Consider the following 14887-nt stretch of genomic DNA (forward strand, 5'->3'; position numbering starts at 1 on the left):
GTTTGGGCATCGCGCCTTAAAGCAAACTACATCCGCATCAGTGCAACCAGGGGTTTTAGCGTCACTCCCACTCGCCACGGTGCACATGCCGAGGCCAAGAGTAAACCATTTTGAAATCCACCCAATTGGGCGTACCCTTTTAGGTGAAGTTCGACTCATTGCCCGAAAAGTTTGGTAGATTTTTGAAAGGCGGAACGAATGTCAATCCAAGAGATCGGAAGAGAATTCTTAGAGGCCTGCGATACAGGTAAGGGCTGGGACGGGTGCAAGGACTTCTGTCACGAGGGGGCTACATTTTCGGCTCAAGCCGACGCGCTGGCTGACGTTACTACCTTGGAAGGCTACGCTGACTGGATGAAGGGACTGTTAACACCTATTCCGGATGGGCATTACGAACTCAAGTCCTTTTCGACAGATGATGAGCGCGGAATTGTAAACGCGTTCGCCGTTTTCCATGGAACCCATTCGGTTGATGGGCCCGTGCCGGCCACTGGGAAAAAGCTGGCTGCCGATTACGTTTACGCGATCGAGTTCGACGGCGACAAGATCAGGCATATGACCAAGATCTGGAACGACACTCACTCTTTGAAGCAACTAGGCTGGGCCTAAAGCTCAAATACTGAAAACTGGTCGGCTATGGCCGCTTCGATATTTGCAACCGTCGCCCAATCAGATCACTGATCAGGTCATTGAAGTGCCCGCCTTGTCACACGCCTACAACCAATCCCTTAGGATCGGAATCAACGGCACGTCCGCCGCAGGCATCGGGTAGTTGCGCAGATCATTCGCGCGCACCCATTTCAGCGCCTGTCCCTCCTTCGACTGCGGAATTCCGTCCCACTTGCGACAGGCGAATAACGGCATCAGCAAGTGGAAGTCCTCATAGCTGTGGCTGGCGAAGGTCAACGGTGCGAGGCACGAGGCCCAGGTGTCGATGCCCAGTTCCTCGCGCAATTCGCGGATCAGGGCAGCTTCGGGCGTTTCGCCGGGTTCGATCTTGCCGCCGGGGAACTCCCAGAGACCCGCCATGGACTTGCCCTCGGGGCGTTGAGCCAGCAGGACGCGGCCCTCGATGTCGATCAGGGCAACAGCAGACACTAATACTGTCTTCATGAACGGTAATCCGCGTTAATCTCAATGTAGCCATGAGTCAGGTCGCAGGTCCAAACTGTGGAACGCCCGTCGCCCAGACCCAGATCAACCGAGATCACCAGATCCTGACCCTTCATGTAATCGGCCGCAGCTTCCTCGCGGTAATCGGGGCTGACCCACCCTTTCTCGGCCACCAGAATGTCACCAAAGGAAATGCTCAGCAGATCACGGTCCGCCGCCGCGCCGGATTTACCAATGGCCATGACCACGCGGCCCCAGTTGGGGTCTTCCCCCGCAATGGCGGTTTTAACCAGCGGTGAGTTGGCAATCGCCAGCCCATGCACTTTAGCCTCGGCGTCCGTGGCAGCTCCGGTCACGCGAATTTCCACGAATTTCGTGGCCCCTTCCCCGTCGCGCACCACTTGCTGGGCAAGATCCAGCATCACCGTTTCCAAAGTCTCGGCAAACGCTGCGTTGCCAGAGGCGTCCACGCCCGACGCGCCAGTTGCGCACAGCAGCAGACTGTCCGAGGTCGAGGTGTCACTGTCCACAGTGATGCAGTTAAAGGTACGGTCGGTTTGAGCGCCCAGCATCGATTGCAGCGCCGACTGCTCGACCTGTGCGTCGGTGAAGATATAGACCAGCATGGTTGCCATGTCCGGGGCGATCATGCCGGATCCCTTCGCAATCCCTGCAATAGAGACTGTTTTTCCATCAATCTCGACCTGTGCGCTGGCCCCCTTCGGGAACGTGTCGGTGGTCAAGATAGCACGTGCGGCGTCTTCTATGGCGTGGCGGCTGAGGCCGGATTTCAAGACCTCAAGCTGTGAGACGATGCGGTCATGCGGCAGCGGTTCACCGATCACGCCGGTGGATGAGGTAAAGACTCGTTCGACCGGAACGCCGGTTGCCTTCGAGACGGCCTGCGTCACCTCGGCCACCGATGTTTGACCATAATGCCCGGTAAAAGCATTGGCGTTGCCCGAGTTCACCAGGATCGCCGCAGGCCCATCACTGGACCCGCCGATTTTCTCCTGGCAATCCAGCACCGGCGCGGCCCGTGTGGCTGAACGGGTAAAGGCTCCGGCCACAGACGTGCCCGGATCAAGAACGGCCAGCATGACATCGGTGCGGCCCTGATAGCGCACGCCCGCTTCGACGGTGGCAAAACGCACACCGTCGATCGCAGGCAGTTTAGGGAAGGACGCAGGCGCCAGCGGCGAAACCTTTGTGATCGTGGCCACGGGTCTTTACTCCTGAATCAGGTCCAGTTGGCGCATGAACTCGGGGCCTGAGCCGTCCAGCGCGGGGCGTTCGATCTGCGCCTGCTGCGTCAGTTCGTCGATCCGCGCCTGAATGGCGTCCTGCTGGATGGTTTGGGCCAGCTCATTTCGCACGGCATCCAGCTCGGGCGCTTCGGTCTTACGCTTGTCGTTCAGTTTGACCAGATGCCAACCAAACTGGGTCTGGACCGGATCCGAAACCTGCCCTTTTTCCAACGCGATCACTGCGCCTTCAAATTCGGGCACCATCTGGCCCTTTCCGAACCATCCCAATGCACCGCCATTGGGGCCGGACGGGCCGGTCGAGTTCTCACGTGCGAGCTCGGCAAATTCGGCACCGTCATCAAGCTGTGCCTTGAGCGCTTTGGCTTTTTCTTCTGTCTCAACCAGAATATGGCTGGCGTCGAATTCGTCTTCGCCCGCAAATTCATTGAACTGCGCGTCATAAGCAGTCTGAATGGCCTCGTCCGTGACGACGGTTTCGGTCAGGGCTGCGACCGTCTGAACCGCCTGAAGCGACCGTTTTTCGTTGTCGAGTGTCAACGCGTTCTGTTTGTTCAGACCATCTTGTTGCTGTCCCAGCAATTGCTGCTGGATCAGTTGTTCCAACACGAAATCGAACAGTACGTCATCTTCGGCCTGCTGGTATTGCGCCGGCAGAACGGCAACGGTCGCAATCACGTGACCGAGTGTGATTTCATCACCATTCACGCGCGCCACAACCGTGGACGCATCGGGCTGGGTTTCGGCGGCCAGCGGCAGTGCCATCATGGCAGTCAGAGCCAGCGATGGCAGAAAAGTGAGGCCTTTGGGCATTGAATCATCCTATTTCCTTGCCGCGACAGGGCGCGGCGTTGACACTCTGGAACCTGCCGCTTACATCGCTTTGAAGCCTTGGACAGGGCCGCCTTTCACCCCCCGTATCTATGGGTTGCGCGCAAGGTGGGCAAGCCTGTCGCAACCACGATAAGAACAGATCCGCTGGAGTGAACATGCTGGGACTCGGAACGCTCGCCAAAAAGGTGTTCGGAACACCGAACGACCGCAAGATCAAGGCGACCCGCCCGCTGGTCGAAAAGATCAATGCGCTGGAACCCAAGTTCGAGAAACTGTCGGATCAGGGTCTGATCGACAAGACCGAAGAACTACGCAAACGGGCGCTGGATGGCGAAAGCCTGGATGATCTGCTGCCGGAAGCCTTCGCCAACGTACGTGAGGGCGCCAAACGTGCATTGGGTCTGCGTGCCTTTGATGTGCAGTTGATGGGCGGGGCTTTCCTGCATCAGGGCAATATCTCGGAAATGAAAACCGGTGAGGGCAAGACGCTGGTCGCGACCCTCCCTGCCTATCTGAACGCTCTGACCGGCAAGGGCGTGCATATCGTCACGGTGAACGAATACCTGGCCAAGCGCGACTCGGAATGGATGGGCAAGGTGTTTGCCTCCGTGGGCATGACCACCGGCGTGATCTGGTCGGGTCAGCCCGAAAACGAGAAGATGGCCGCCTATAAATGCGACATCACCTATGCCACCAACAATGAACTGGGCTTCGATTATCTGCGCGACAACATGAAAGCAGATCTAGAGCAGGTTTATCAGAAACACCACAACTTTGCGATTGTGGACGAGGTCGACTCGATTCTGGTCGACGAGGCACGGACACCGCTGATTATCTCGGGTCCTGCCCAGGACCGTTCGGATCTGTATACGGCCATTGATGCGCTGATTCCTTCGTTGAATGAAGATCACTTTGCTCTGGATGAAAAGGCGCGTAACGTGACCTTCACCGATGAAGGCAACGAGTTTCTGGAACAACTGTTGCTGGAAGGTGGGCTGATCCCAGAGGGGCATTCGTTGTACGACCCGGAAAGCACCACGGTCGTGCACCACGTGAACCAGGGTCTGCGCGCGCACAAACTATTCCAGCGCGACAAAGACTACATCGTGCGCGACGGAAATGTGGTGCTGATCGATGAATTCACTGGCCGCATGATGCCGGGCCGCCGCCTGTCAGAAGGTCTGCATCAGGCGATTGAAGCCAAGGAAAACGTTCAAATCCAACCGGAAAACGTGACGCTGGCCAGCGTGACCTTCCAAAATTATTTCCGCCTGTATGACAAACTTGGCGGCATGACCGGCACCGCGCTGACCGAAGCCGAAGAATTTCAGGAAATTTATGGTCTGGGCGTGGTCGAGGTTCCAACCAACAAGCCGATTGCCCGTATCGACAAGGATGATCAGGTCTATCGCACCGCCCTTGAAAAATACGGCGCGATGATCTCCGAAACCCAAAAGGCGCAAGAAACAGGCCAACCGGTTTTGCTGGGCACCACTTCGATCGAGAAATCGGAACTGCTGAGCCAGATGCTGACCAAGGAGAAGATCGAGCACAACGTTCTGAACGCCCGCCAGCACGAGCAGGAAGCCCAGATCGTTGCCGATGCAGGCCGTCTGGGTGCTGTGACGATTGCCACCAACATGGCCGGTCGCGGCACCGATATTCAGCTGGGCGGCAATGTCGAGATGAAGGTGCTGAAGGCGCTGGAAGAAAACCCCGACGCCGACCCGTCCGAACTGCGCGCGGCGGAAGAGGCGCGCCATGCCGAGGAAAAGGAAAAGGTTCTGGCTGCTGGTGGTCTGTATGTGATGGCCTCGGAACGCCACGAAAGCCGCCGCATCGACAACCAGCTGCGGGGCCGTTCGGGCCGTCAGGGTGACCCCGGCCGCACTGTGTTCTACCTGAGCCTGGAAGACGACCTGATGCGCATCTTTGGCTCAGAGCGCCTGGACAAGGTGCTGACGACGCTGGGCATGAAAGAGGGCGAGGCAATTGTACACCCATGGGTGAACAAATCGCTGGAACGGGCGCAATCCAAGGTCGAAGGCCGCAACTTCGACATGCGCAAGAACGTTTTGAAATTCGACGACGTGATGAACGACCAGCGTAAGGTGGTGTTCAGCCAGCGGCGTGAGATCATGTCGGCCGATGACCTGTCCGAAATCGTATCGGATATGCGCGAACAAGTGATCGACGACCTGATCGACGAATATATGCCGCCGAAATCCTATGCTGATCAATGGGATACAGACGGGCTGCATGAGGCGATCAAGGACAAGCTGACCATCGACGCCCCGGTTCAAGACTGGGCCGCGGAGGAAGGGGTGGATGACGAGCAGGTCCGCGAACGTCTGGTCAAGGCCGCCGACGAGATGATGGCGCAAAAGGCTGTGGCCTTCGGCCCCGAGAATATGCGCAACATCGAAAAGCAGGTTCTGCTTCAAACCATCGACAGCAAATGGCGTGAGCATCTTCTAACGCTGGAACATCTCCGCTCTGTCGTGGGTTTCCGCGGATATGCCCAGCGCGATCCGCTGAACGAATACAAGAACGAAAGCTTTCAGCTGTTCGAAGGGATGCTGGATTCCTTGCGCGAAACCGTGACGCAGCAATTGTCTCGTGTGCGACCTCTGACCGAGGAAGAACAGAAAGAGATGATGGCGCAGATGGCAGCACAACAGGCGCAGACGCAACAGGCAGTCGATCAGGCCACCGAACAGGCCGAAGCAAAAGCCGAAGCTGCGGCATCAGGCGACGCACTTCCTGGGTTTGACGAAAACGATCCGTCAACCTGGGGCAACCCATCGCGCAACGACCCTTGCCCCTGCGGAACAGGTAAGAAGTTCAAGCACTGCCATGGCAGATTGACCTGACGTAAACATCTTCTGATCACAATGAGTCCGCCTCGCGGCCACAAATTGGCCGCGATTCGAGGCGAAGGTACAAGCTGCTCCTTCAACTGGGGAGGGTGTCTTGTTTGTAGTTCGCAACTACGTGACCATGTGTGGCACGGTCGCCTGTGCGTTGGGCATAGGCTACTTGATGCAAAACGGCCCAACTGCGCAGCACAACCGTGCGCAGGCGGGTGTAGATGTGGCTTCGGCCGCGCAGCAGTCCTCGGTTCTGTCCGGGCTGGAAGACATCGTTTTGACCTCGGCCACACCCTCAGACACACCCTCAGACGCTGTTCCTGGCAATACCGCTCCGGTTTCTCGCGCGGCCCCTTCAGCTCCCGGGACGTCGGATTGCAATATCAGCGCCCGCGCTATCGCCGTTCCCGGCGCAATGGCTCGTCTGTCGCTCAAAGCGCCGTGCAAAACCGAAGAACGTGTTGAAATCCATCACAGTGGCTTGACTGTCAGCAAGATGACCGACGCGTCCGGCGCGTTGCAAATGACGATCCCGGCCTTGTCGGAATATGCGATTTTCCTGATTTCGTTCGAAGATGAAACCGGCTCTGTCGCCACCACTCACGTGACTGACATTGCCAAATACAATCGTGTGGCTCTGCAATGGCAAGGCGAGACCGAGTTGCAAATCCACGCATTAGAGTTTGGCGCCAGCTATGGCGGCAATGGCCATGTATGGGATGACGCATCGGCCAACGGCGCTGGAGATGTCTTGCGACTGGGTCAGACCGGTCACGAAAAGGCACAGAATATCGAAGTGTATTCTTTCCCTGCAGGCGCATCGGATCAGTCCGGCACAATCGACCTGACGGTCGAGGCCGAAGTGACAGAAGCAAATTGTGGGCACACGCTGAACGTGCAAGCACTGGAGCTGCTGTCAGACCGCCGCTTGCGGTCTCGCGACATGTCGCTGACCCTGCCCGATTGTTCACAAGCCGGTGAGTTTCTGGTGTTGAATAATTTGCTCTCAGACCTGACAATTGCGACAAAGTAATCCGCAGGCAGGTTCGACTCTCTTATGACAATTTTCCGTGTAGCGGCAGCTGCGCTGATTTCATTCGCAACCGGCGCTGTGGCGCAGGATATCACCCTGACGTCGCATGACGGCAAGGTCGAAGTGACCGGCAATCTATTGGGTTTTGACGGCGAGTTTTATCGCGTTGAAACTCAGTTTGGCGCTCTGACGGTGGATGGGTCTGGCGTCACCTGCGACGGCCCCGCCTGTCCGAACCTGACGGATTTTGTGGCCGAGCTTTGGTTTTCCGGCTCATCGGTCATGGCCGAAACAGTTTTGCCCGCTTTGATCATCGGGTTCGCGCAGCAGGAAAACCTGACTGCAACCCCCGCCCGCGTGGATTCGGACAGTTTCGTCTATGAGCTCAGACAGGCCAACCGTTCCGCACCGCTGGCACGGTTCTATTTTAACGTCGGCACAACAGCGCGTGGGTTCAGTGACTTTGTCGCGGATCAGACAGATATCGTGATGGCCCAGCGTGAAGTGCGCGAAGCAGAACGAGAAGAGGCCGAGGCCGCAGGTCTGGGCGATCTGAAACGGTCGCGACGGTCGCGGGTTATCGCCTTGGACGCCATGGTCCCGGTGGTGGCCCCGGACAGCATGATACAGCAGATTTCGATGGCGGATTTGATACGCGTTCTGTCCGGTGATGTGATCAACTGGGTGGATTTAGGGGGGCCGGACGCTCCGATCGCCTTGCATGTCCCGGAAACGGGCTCTGGGCTTGCACAGGCGGTCGAGGATCAGGTTCTGAGAACTGCGGGTGCCGAATTATCCAAGGCTGCAATTCCTCATAGCCGAACGCGCGATCTGATTGACGCTGTGGCAAAAGACCCCTTTTCCATCGGGATCGCCAGCAAGGCTGTGGCCGATGTTACCCGCACCCTGCCGTTGACCGGAGGCTGCGGGCATCCGCTTGCCGCAACCCGACAATCGATCAAGACCGAGGATTATCCTCTGACCCTGCCGATGTTCCTTTATCTGCCGGATCGGCGTCTGCCACGGATTGCACGGCAGTTTCTGGCGTATTCCCAAAGCCCTGGGGCGCAGATGGCGATACGGGGCGCAGGTTATTTCGACCAATCGCCCGAAACTCTGCCAGTTGGCGTACAGGGCGACAGGCTTGCCAATGCCATCGTCACAGGGGGGGCCGAGGTTGGCCTGGAAGAGTTGCAGCGCATGATCGACACGCTGCGCCCATTGTCGCGTCTGTCCTTGTCTGTTCGGTTCGAGCCCGGATCCTCACGCCCCGATGCGCAATCTCGCTCGAACATTCAGCACCTGGCTCAGATGCTTGAAACCGGATCATTGAAGGCGCGCAAGCTGGTGTTTGCCGGTTTCAGTGACGGTGACGGCGGGGCCGCTGCAAATGCACGCATCGCCTTGCGGCGCGCGCAAACCGTGCGAAATGCCGTGCTGGCGGCTGTGGAGTCGTCATTGCCCGAAGGTATCGAGGTTTCCGCCGAAGGCTTTGGTGAAGCGATGCCGATGGCCTGTGATGACACCGAATGGGGTCGCAAGGTCAACCGTCGGGTCGAAATCTGGGTTCAGTAGAGGTTACAAATACCCTTCCGACCGAAAGCTCAGCTCGGTCGATTTGCCGATGATCAGGTGATCGTGCAGGGTCAGCCCCAAGGCCGAACAAGCATCCTGAATACGGTTGGTCATATCGATGTCCGACTGCGAGGGCGTCGGGTCACCCGAAGGGTGGTTATGGACCAATATCAAGGCCGAGGCATTCAGCTCCAGCGCCCGTTTCGCCACCTCGCGCGGATAGACCGGCACGTGATCGACGGTGCCTTTAGCCTGTTCTTCATCGGCGATCAGAACGTTCTTTCGGTCCAGATAAAACACCCGGAACTGCTCGGTTTCGCGATGGGCCATAGTGGTGTGACAATAATCCAGCAGCGCATCCCAACCCGAGATCACATGCCGCTGCATCACCCGAGCGCGCGCCATCCGATGGGCGCAAGCTTCAAGAATCTTCAGATCCGTGATCACCGAATTGCCCACGCCTTTGGTCTGCCGCAGCCGTTCTTCCGGTGCGGTCAACACGCGGTTGAAGTCCCCAAAGGCATCCAGCAAAGCACGTGCCAGCGGCTTTACGTCTTGCCGGGGGATGGAGCGAAACAGCACCAATTCCAGCAACTCATAATCCGGCATCGCCGCCGACCCGCCCGCCATGAAGCGTTCGCGCAGCCGCTTGCGATGGTCTTTAATGTAGGAGGGTAACCGACCAGAGGGCAGCGGCTGCGCCGGCGCTTCGTCCGTGTCAAACAGCATGGGGGCTTCGGCAAAGGCGTCCTGTGTCATGGGTTCATCTTGACGCAGAATCGGTTTCTGATTGGTTAACGCGCCTCCCTCGCCATGTGCGCGGTGGCGCGGCGGACGATCATGTGCAGAAGGATCGAGAACACACCCAGCGTCAGCATCGCCGCAAACATCAGGTCGGTCTTGGCGCGGCCATTGGCCAGCAGCATCAAATAACCCAGCCCTTGCGACGAGCCGACCCATTCACCAATCACCGCCCCGATCGGCGCATACACTGCCGCCAAACGCATACCCGAAGCCAACGATGGTAGGGCCGCCGGAATACGAATGTGCCACAGCACTGACCGTTTGCTGGCCTGCATGGTGCGTGCCAGATCCAGATAGCCCGGCGGTGTTCGCATCAACCCGTCAAAAAAGGACGACGTGATTGGGAAATAGATGATCAGCACCGCCATCGCGACCTTGGACCACAGGCCATAGCCCAGCCACAGGGTCAGCAACGGTGCCAGCGCAAAGACCGGCAGCGCCTGTGTGAACACCAGCATGGGTTGCACCAGAACTCGCGCGGCGCGCGAATTCGCCAATTGCAGTGCTGTGATGACGCCCAGCACTGTTCCGAAGGCCAAGCCTATGACAACTTCAACTGCGGTGATCCACGCATGCTCGGCGATCAACCACCTGTTTTGCCACCAGGTTTCGGCCACTAAGGCGGGTCCAGGCAGGATGAACTTTGGCAACCCGGTCAGGGTCACAATCCCCTGCCAGATGACCAGTGCAAACAGGGTGGCTGCCAGTGCGGACAGGTACTTCATGCTGCACCCTCCCGCAGAAGTCGTAGCAAAGCACCCTGAGTTTCCAGTGTCTCCAAATCATCCACGCCGCGCGGGGCCGGGGCATGCGGCGGTTCACAATGGGTCAGGCCATGTTCTGTCATGACAACAATGGATTGCCCCAAGCGTGCGGCTTCACCGGGGTCATGCGTGACCAATAGAACGGTCCGTCCGGCCAGCGCCTCGGCGGCCAGATCCTGCATGTCCGCGCGAGTACGGGCGTCGAGCGCCGAAAACGGCTCATCCAACAGCACGATGGGCCGATCTTCCATCAGCGTGCGGGCCAGCGCGACGCGCTGCCTTTGCCCCCCCGACAACTCGGACGGTTTCTTGGTCATATGATCCTGCAGGCGCATCCGTTTGATCAGGCGGTCGCGCCGATCCAGGTCGGGCTTTTCGCCCCGCAGCCGCGCACCAAGTGAAATGTTCTGCGCCACCGTCGCCCAGGGCAGCAGAAGGTCATCCTGCGCCATATAGGCCACCCGATCCGAGACCAACAGACCGTCGCTGGCCATGATCTTGCCCGAGAAAGTGGCCCCGGTCTCAAGCCCGGCGATCAGCCGCAAAACGGTGGTTTTTCCCACGCCCGATCCGCCCAGCAAACAGGTCCAAGCCCCCGCCCCAAGGGACAGGGTCAGCGGCGCAAACAAAGTCGCGCCGTCGATTGTGGCTGATCCACTGATTGTCAGATCGGGTGCAAGGGTCATGGGGTCAGGCCCATTTGCCAGAAGTTGACTTCCAACTCAGTTGCTGTGCGGAAGGTCTTACAGAGGCGATCCCACCGAGGAGAAGCCTCGAAATCCGCCCCAATGCGCCGTGTTAGAGTCGAATCCAGCAACTCTCCAACCGCTTTACAAGCGCCTTGATAATCCTCACCAGCATAAGTGTTGATCCAGTCACGATAAGCTTCGGAGCTCGCTTCAGACGTAAGTCGCGCACCGATCTCACCATAACCCATGACGCAAGGCACCAGCGCTGCCAGAAGATCAAGCAAATCACCACTGTATCCTGCTTCAAGGACAAAGCGGGTATAGGCGAGGTTCTCTTGTCTTTCGGGGGTCGCAAACAGCTCGGCCTGCGAAATACCTTCGGCTTCGCAAACACCGATATGCAGCTTCATCTCTTCGCTGATCAGGCCATTCACAGTACGTGAAGCAGCCAACATCTCTTCGTGCGTTTCGGATTTCACCACTGCCAGTGCCCAAGCACGAGAGAAGTGGATCAGGAATACGTAATCCTGACGCAGATAATGAAGAAACGCCTCGCGCGGAAGCGTACCGTCTTTCATCCCCTCGACAAAAGCGTGGCGGGTATAATCCCGCCACGGCTCTTGCGCTGCGTCACGCATCAGCGCGAAGGCTTTGCCATAATCGTTCATTGCGCGGTCACATCGATGGTGATGTCGCTGACCGGAAGGATGCTGTCGATCATGCCGCTTTCGTTCAGGAACGCTTCGAACCGGGCATACCGACCGGCATCAAAACCTGCCGGGCGCAGCGCAAAACGTGGCAGCGTGTCAACCCAGGCGCGGGCATTCAACTCATCCTGCAGCTCAGGCGAGGTGGCCGAGAAGATCTCCCAGCTTTTTTCTGGATTATTGACGATGTATTGGGTCGCCTTTTCGGTCGCAGCAAGAAAACGGGCGATCTTGTCTGCATCCATCCTTTCGGGGTTGGCGACGTAGATCAGCTCATCATAAGACGGCACGCCTTCTTCCTCGATATAGAAGCAAGTGCCGGGACGACCTTCGATATCCATCTGGTTCAGTTCAAAATTGCGATAAGCCCCGATCACCGCGTCTACCTGACCAGTCATCAGCGACGGCGAGAGCGAGAAGTTGACGTTGATCAGCTCAACATCGTCCAGAGCAACGTCATATTTGCCAAGAACGGTGCCAAGGATAGCTTCTTCGACGCCCGCAACCGAGAAGCCGATTTTCTTGCCCTTGAGGTCTGCGGGCGACTTGATCGGACCATCTTCCAACACCAGAAGGCAGTTCAGCGGTGTCGCGACCAGCGTGCCAACGCGTTTCAGGGGAAGGCCTTCGTGGATTTGCAGGTGCAGCTGCGGCTGATACGACACGGCCAGTTCCGCCTGACCGGCAGCCACCAGACGGGGCGGGGCGGACGGATCCGCGGGTGGGACAATCTCGACTTCAAGCCCCTGCTCGGCAAAATAGCCGTTTTCCTGCGCCACGATGATGGGTCCGTGGTCAGGGTTGATAAACCAATCCAGCAGGACGGTCATCTTGTCTTCGGCCCAGGCTGGCGCTGCGGCCAGAAGGGCAATGGCTGTCATCAGCTTTTTCATGTCTCGCGTTTCCTTTTCACTCACGAGGTTGAGGCCGCGACGAGGACGATCCCGCCTGGCCAATCCGGTTGTATCTGTTCGGCTGCGCGCCACGACCGCAGGCCCGTAGCGCAGCACAGCGCTAACCTTTTTCCTTTATTAGGGTCTATGCTATGCAAACTTTCCGGCGACATACGGATGGCATCTGGATGTGCTGGAACTGGTGCTTCTTCGATATCGCGCAGTTCCACGATCTGGTCGGTATCCGTCAGTTGATTGGCAGACAGGAACCGAAAGCATGTATTCGGCTCGGGTGCATCGTCAAAGCGGAACCCGGTGCTGCGCAGGGTACGCGCATCGTATTGCACCATCTGCCCCAAGGGTGATGGCTCCAATCCAAGAATCAGGTTGAACACCATTTGCGCCTGCATCGATCCGATCACGCCAACCACAGGACCCAGAACGCCCGCTGTGGCGCAGCTCGCCCCGCTGTCCGGCGCATCCGGGAACACGGCGCGCAGGGACGGGGCCCTGCCGCAGAAACCACCGACATAGCCCGAAAGCCCCAAAACCGAGGCGCTGATCAACGGTTTGCCTTGCGCCAGGCACGTGTCCGACAGGATATAGCTGGCCGCGTAGCTATCCGCGCAATCCAGAACGACGTCAGCTTGCGCGACCAGTGAGGCCGCGTTTTCGCTGGTGAGTTTCTGATGCAGCGCAGCAATCTCCACCTCGGCATTCAACGCGCGGCATCGGTCAGCGGCGCGCGCTGCCTTCGGGTGTCCGCAATCTGCCTCGGAAAACAGTGTTTGGCGGTGCAGATTCGACAGATCAACCGTGTCACCATCGACAATCGTGATCCGCCCCACTCCGGCCCCTGTCAAAAGCGGCAGAACCGGTGCGGCCAACCCGCCCGCGCCCACCACCAAAACTCGGGCGGCAGACAGGCGGCCTTGCCCTTCGGCTCCGACTTCGGGAAGAAGCGTCTGACGGGCGTATCGACTCATCTTGTGGCCTCGATCCATGCACGCACCCGCCCTTCGGGGTCAGCGTTCAGGGTAATGTCCGTGACGGCCGAGACAATATCGGCCCCGGCCTCCAACACACCTGCTGCACGTTCGACACTCATGCCACCGATGCCAACCAGAGGAATGTCACCAACCCGTGCCTTCCATTCGGTCACGCGGGGCAGGCCCTGCTGATGCCATTTCATCTTTTTCAGGATGGTTGGGTAGACCGGCCCCAGCGCCACGTAATCGGGATCCATGGCCAGCACACGCTCAAGCTCATCATCATCATGGGTGGAAACCCCCAGCTTTAGACCCGCTTTTCGGATGGCTTTCAGGTCGGCATCGTCCAGATCCTCCTGCCCCAGGTGAATCCAATCGCAACCCAAATCGATGGCGTCCTGCCAGTAATCGTTGATCACCAAAACCGCCCCATAGGCGCGGCTGAGATCACGCGAGGCCGCTATCTGGTCACGCACCTTTTGAACCGGTTGATCCTTGACGCGCAGCTGAACCAGTTTGACCCCCAGCGGCAACATCCGGCGCAGCCAGTCCGAGTGATCAAAGATTGGATAAAAACGATCCAGCGTCATGACAGGAATGCCTTTCCAACAACAGGGGTCGAGGGTTCGGCCATATCGCGCGCCTCGATCGGGTCCGCCTGATGGGCCAACTGCCCGGCCAGCGTCGCCTGCGCCATGGCTTTGGCCATTAGAACGGGATCTCCGGCGCGGGCCACAGCCGTGTTCAGCAGCACGGCGTCATAGCCCAGCTCCATCGCGTGGGCCGCATGGCTGGGCAGGCCGATACCTGCATCCACCACCAGCGGAACATCCGGAAACTCGGCCCGCATTGCACGCAGGGCGTATTCGTTATTCAGACCACGCCCGGACCCAATGGGCGCGCCCCAGGGCATCAACACCTCGCACCCCGCTTCCAACAAGCGTTCGCCCACGATCAGATCGTCGGTGGTGTAGGGGAACACCTGAAACCCGTCTTCGGTCAGGATACGGGCGGCTTCGACCAACTGGAACACATCTGGTTGCAAGCTGTCCGTGTGTCCGATCAGTTCCAATTTGATCCACGGCGTTTCGAAAACTTCGCGGGCCATATGGGCGGTGGTCACAGCCTCTTTTATCGTGTGACAGCCAGCCGTATTTGGCAGGATCAAGACGCCCAGTTCCCGGACCATCTGCCAAAAGGTCTGCCCGGCACCGGATTCGCGGCGCAAGGATACGGTTGCGACCCCAGCGCCACTTTCGCGGAAGGCCCGTTCCAGAATGGCGGGGCTAGGATATTGGGCCGTGCCCAGCATCAAAGGGTTTGACAGTTCTTTGCCGTAAAAGGTTTTCAT

General features: G+C 58.5%; 15 protein-coding genes. 4 read left to right on the forward strand and 11 right to left on the reverse strand.

All coding sequences use genetic code 11. From position 1 onward, the window contains the following. Positions 1-198: 198 nt before the first annotated feature. Positions 199-609: a nuclear transport factor 2 family protein gene (locus AC2FJZ_RS13025; RefSeq protein WP_496778022.1), complete on the forward strand. Its 411-nt coding sequence runs from the start codon at positions 199-201 to the stop codon at positions 607-609. 105 nt (positions 610-714) lie between these two features. Here the strand turns inward: AC2FJZ_RS13025 and mutT are convergent, their stop codons facing one another. From mutT to AC2FJZ_RS13040, 3 genes are read right to left on the reverse strand one after another with little or no spacing between them, the layout of a single operon-like run. Continuing rightward, complete coding sequence (mutT, locus tag AC2FJZ_RS13030; RefSeq protein ID WP_496778024.1) at positions 715-1113, reverse strand: 8-oxo-dGTP diphosphatase MutT; 399 nt, start codon at positions 1111-1113, stop codon at positions 715-717. Then, the gene (gene argJ, locus AC2FJZ_RS13035) at positions 1110-2336 is read right to left on the reverse strand and encodes a bifunctional glutamate N-acetyltransferase/amino-acid acetyltransferase ArgJ (protein ID WP_496778026.1); all 1227 of its coding nucleotides are present in this window, start codon (positions 2334-2336) and stop codon (positions 1110-1112) included. The genes mutT and argJ overlap by 4 nt, the downstream gene beginning before the upstream one ends. A gap of 6 nt (positions 2337-2342) precedes the next feature. After that, entirely contained in the window at positions 2343-3191 is an 849-nt protein-coding gene (locus AC2FJZ_RS13040; protein WP_496778028.1) for a peptidylprolyl isomerase, read from the reverse strand. 176 nt (positions 3192-3367) lie between these two features. Here AC2FJZ_RS13040 and secA point away from each other — a divergent pair, with 176 nt between their 5' ends. From secA to AC2FJZ_RS13055, 3 genes are all read left to right on the forward strand, one after another. Continuing rightward, positions 3368-6085, forward strand: a complete 2718-nt coding sequence (secA, locus tag AC2FJZ_RS13045; protein ID WP_496778030.1) for a preprotein translocase subunit SecA — start codon at positions 3368-3370, stop codon at positions 6083-6085. 100 nt (positions 6086-6185) lie between these two features. After that, positions 6186-7115, forward strand: coding sequence for a hypothetical protein (locus tag AC2FJZ_RS13050; RefSeq protein ID WP_496778032.1), 930 nt, complete (start codon positions 6186-6188; stop codon positions 7113-7115). Between the two features lie 24 nt (positions 7116-7139). Further along, positions 7140-8690, forward strand: a complete 1551-nt coding sequence (locus tag AC2FJZ_RS13055; protein WP_496778034.1) for a phosphate ABC transporter substrate-binding/OmpA family protein — start codon at positions 7140-7142, stop codon at positions 8688-8690. A gap of 3 nt (positions 8691-8693) precedes the next feature. On the opposite strand, the gene radC is transcribed toward AC2FJZ_RS13055, so the two are convergent. The 8 genes from radC to AC2FJZ_RS13095 are packed head-to-tail and all read right to left on the reverse strand — an operon-like array spanning position 8694 to position 14887. Then, the gene (gene radC / locus AC2FJZ_RS13060; RefSeq protein WP_496778036.1) at positions 8694-9449 is read right to left on the reverse strand and encodes a RadC family protein; all 756 of its coding nucleotides are present in this window, start codon (positions 9447-9449) and stop codon (positions 8694-8696) included. A 35-nt stretch (positions 9450-9484) separates the two neighbouring features. After that, the gene (locus AC2FJZ_RS13065) at positions 9485-10219 is read right to left on the reverse strand and encodes an ABC transporter permease (RefSeq protein WP_496670173.1); all 735 of its coding nucleotides are present in this window, start codon (positions 10217-10219) and stop codon (positions 9485-9487) included. Continuing rightward, on the reverse strand, positions 10216-10944 hold the full coding sequence (locus AC2FJZ_RS13070; RefSeq protein WP_496778038.1) for an ABC transporter ATP-binding protein: 729 nt from the start codon (positions 10942-10944) through the stop codon (positions 10216-10218). Before AC2FJZ_RS13070 ends, AC2FJZ_RS13065 begins: the two co-directional genes overlap by 4 nt. Next, positions 10941-11615 carry a thiaminase II gene (gene tenA / locus AC2FJZ_RS13075; RefSeq protein WP_496778040.1) on the reverse strand — a complete coding sequence of 225 codons (675 nt, stop codon included), beginning with the start codon at positions 11613-11615 and terminating at the stop codon, positions 10941-10943. The genes AC2FJZ_RS13070 and tenA overlap by 4 nt, the downstream gene beginning before the upstream one ends. After that, a complete protein-coding gene (locus AC2FJZ_RS13080) occupies positions 11612-12547 on the reverse strand; it encodes an ABC transporter substrate-binding protein (RefSeq protein WP_496778042.1) in 936 nt (311 codons plus the stop codon). The genes tenA and AC2FJZ_RS13080 overlap by 4 nt, the downstream gene beginning before the upstream one ends. A gap of 20 nt (positions 12548-12567) precedes the next feature. Next, positions 12568-13533 carry a HesA/MoeB/ThiF family protein gene (locus tag AC2FJZ_RS13085; RefSeq protein ID WP_496778043.1) on the reverse strand — a complete coding sequence of 322 codons (966 nt, stop codon included), beginning with the start codon at positions 13531-13533 and terminating at the stop codon, positions 12568-12570. After that, positions 13530-14126, reverse strand: a complete 597-nt coding sequence (locus tag AC2FJZ_RS13090) for a thiamine phosphate synthase (RefSeq protein WP_496778045.1) — start codon at positions 14124-14126, stop codon at positions 13530-13532. The genes AC2FJZ_RS13085 and AC2FJZ_RS13090 overlap by 4 nt, the downstream gene beginning before the upstream one ends. Next, positions 14123-14887: a thiazole synthase gene (locus AC2FJZ_RS13095; RefSeq protein WP_496778047.1), complete on the reverse strand. Its 765-nt coding sequence runs from the start codon at positions 14885-14887 to the stop codon at positions 14123-14125. Before AC2FJZ_RS13095 ends, AC2FJZ_RS13090 begins: the two co-directional genes overlap by 4 nt.

This window comes from Ruegeria sp. CDSA079 (assembly GCF_059612245.1).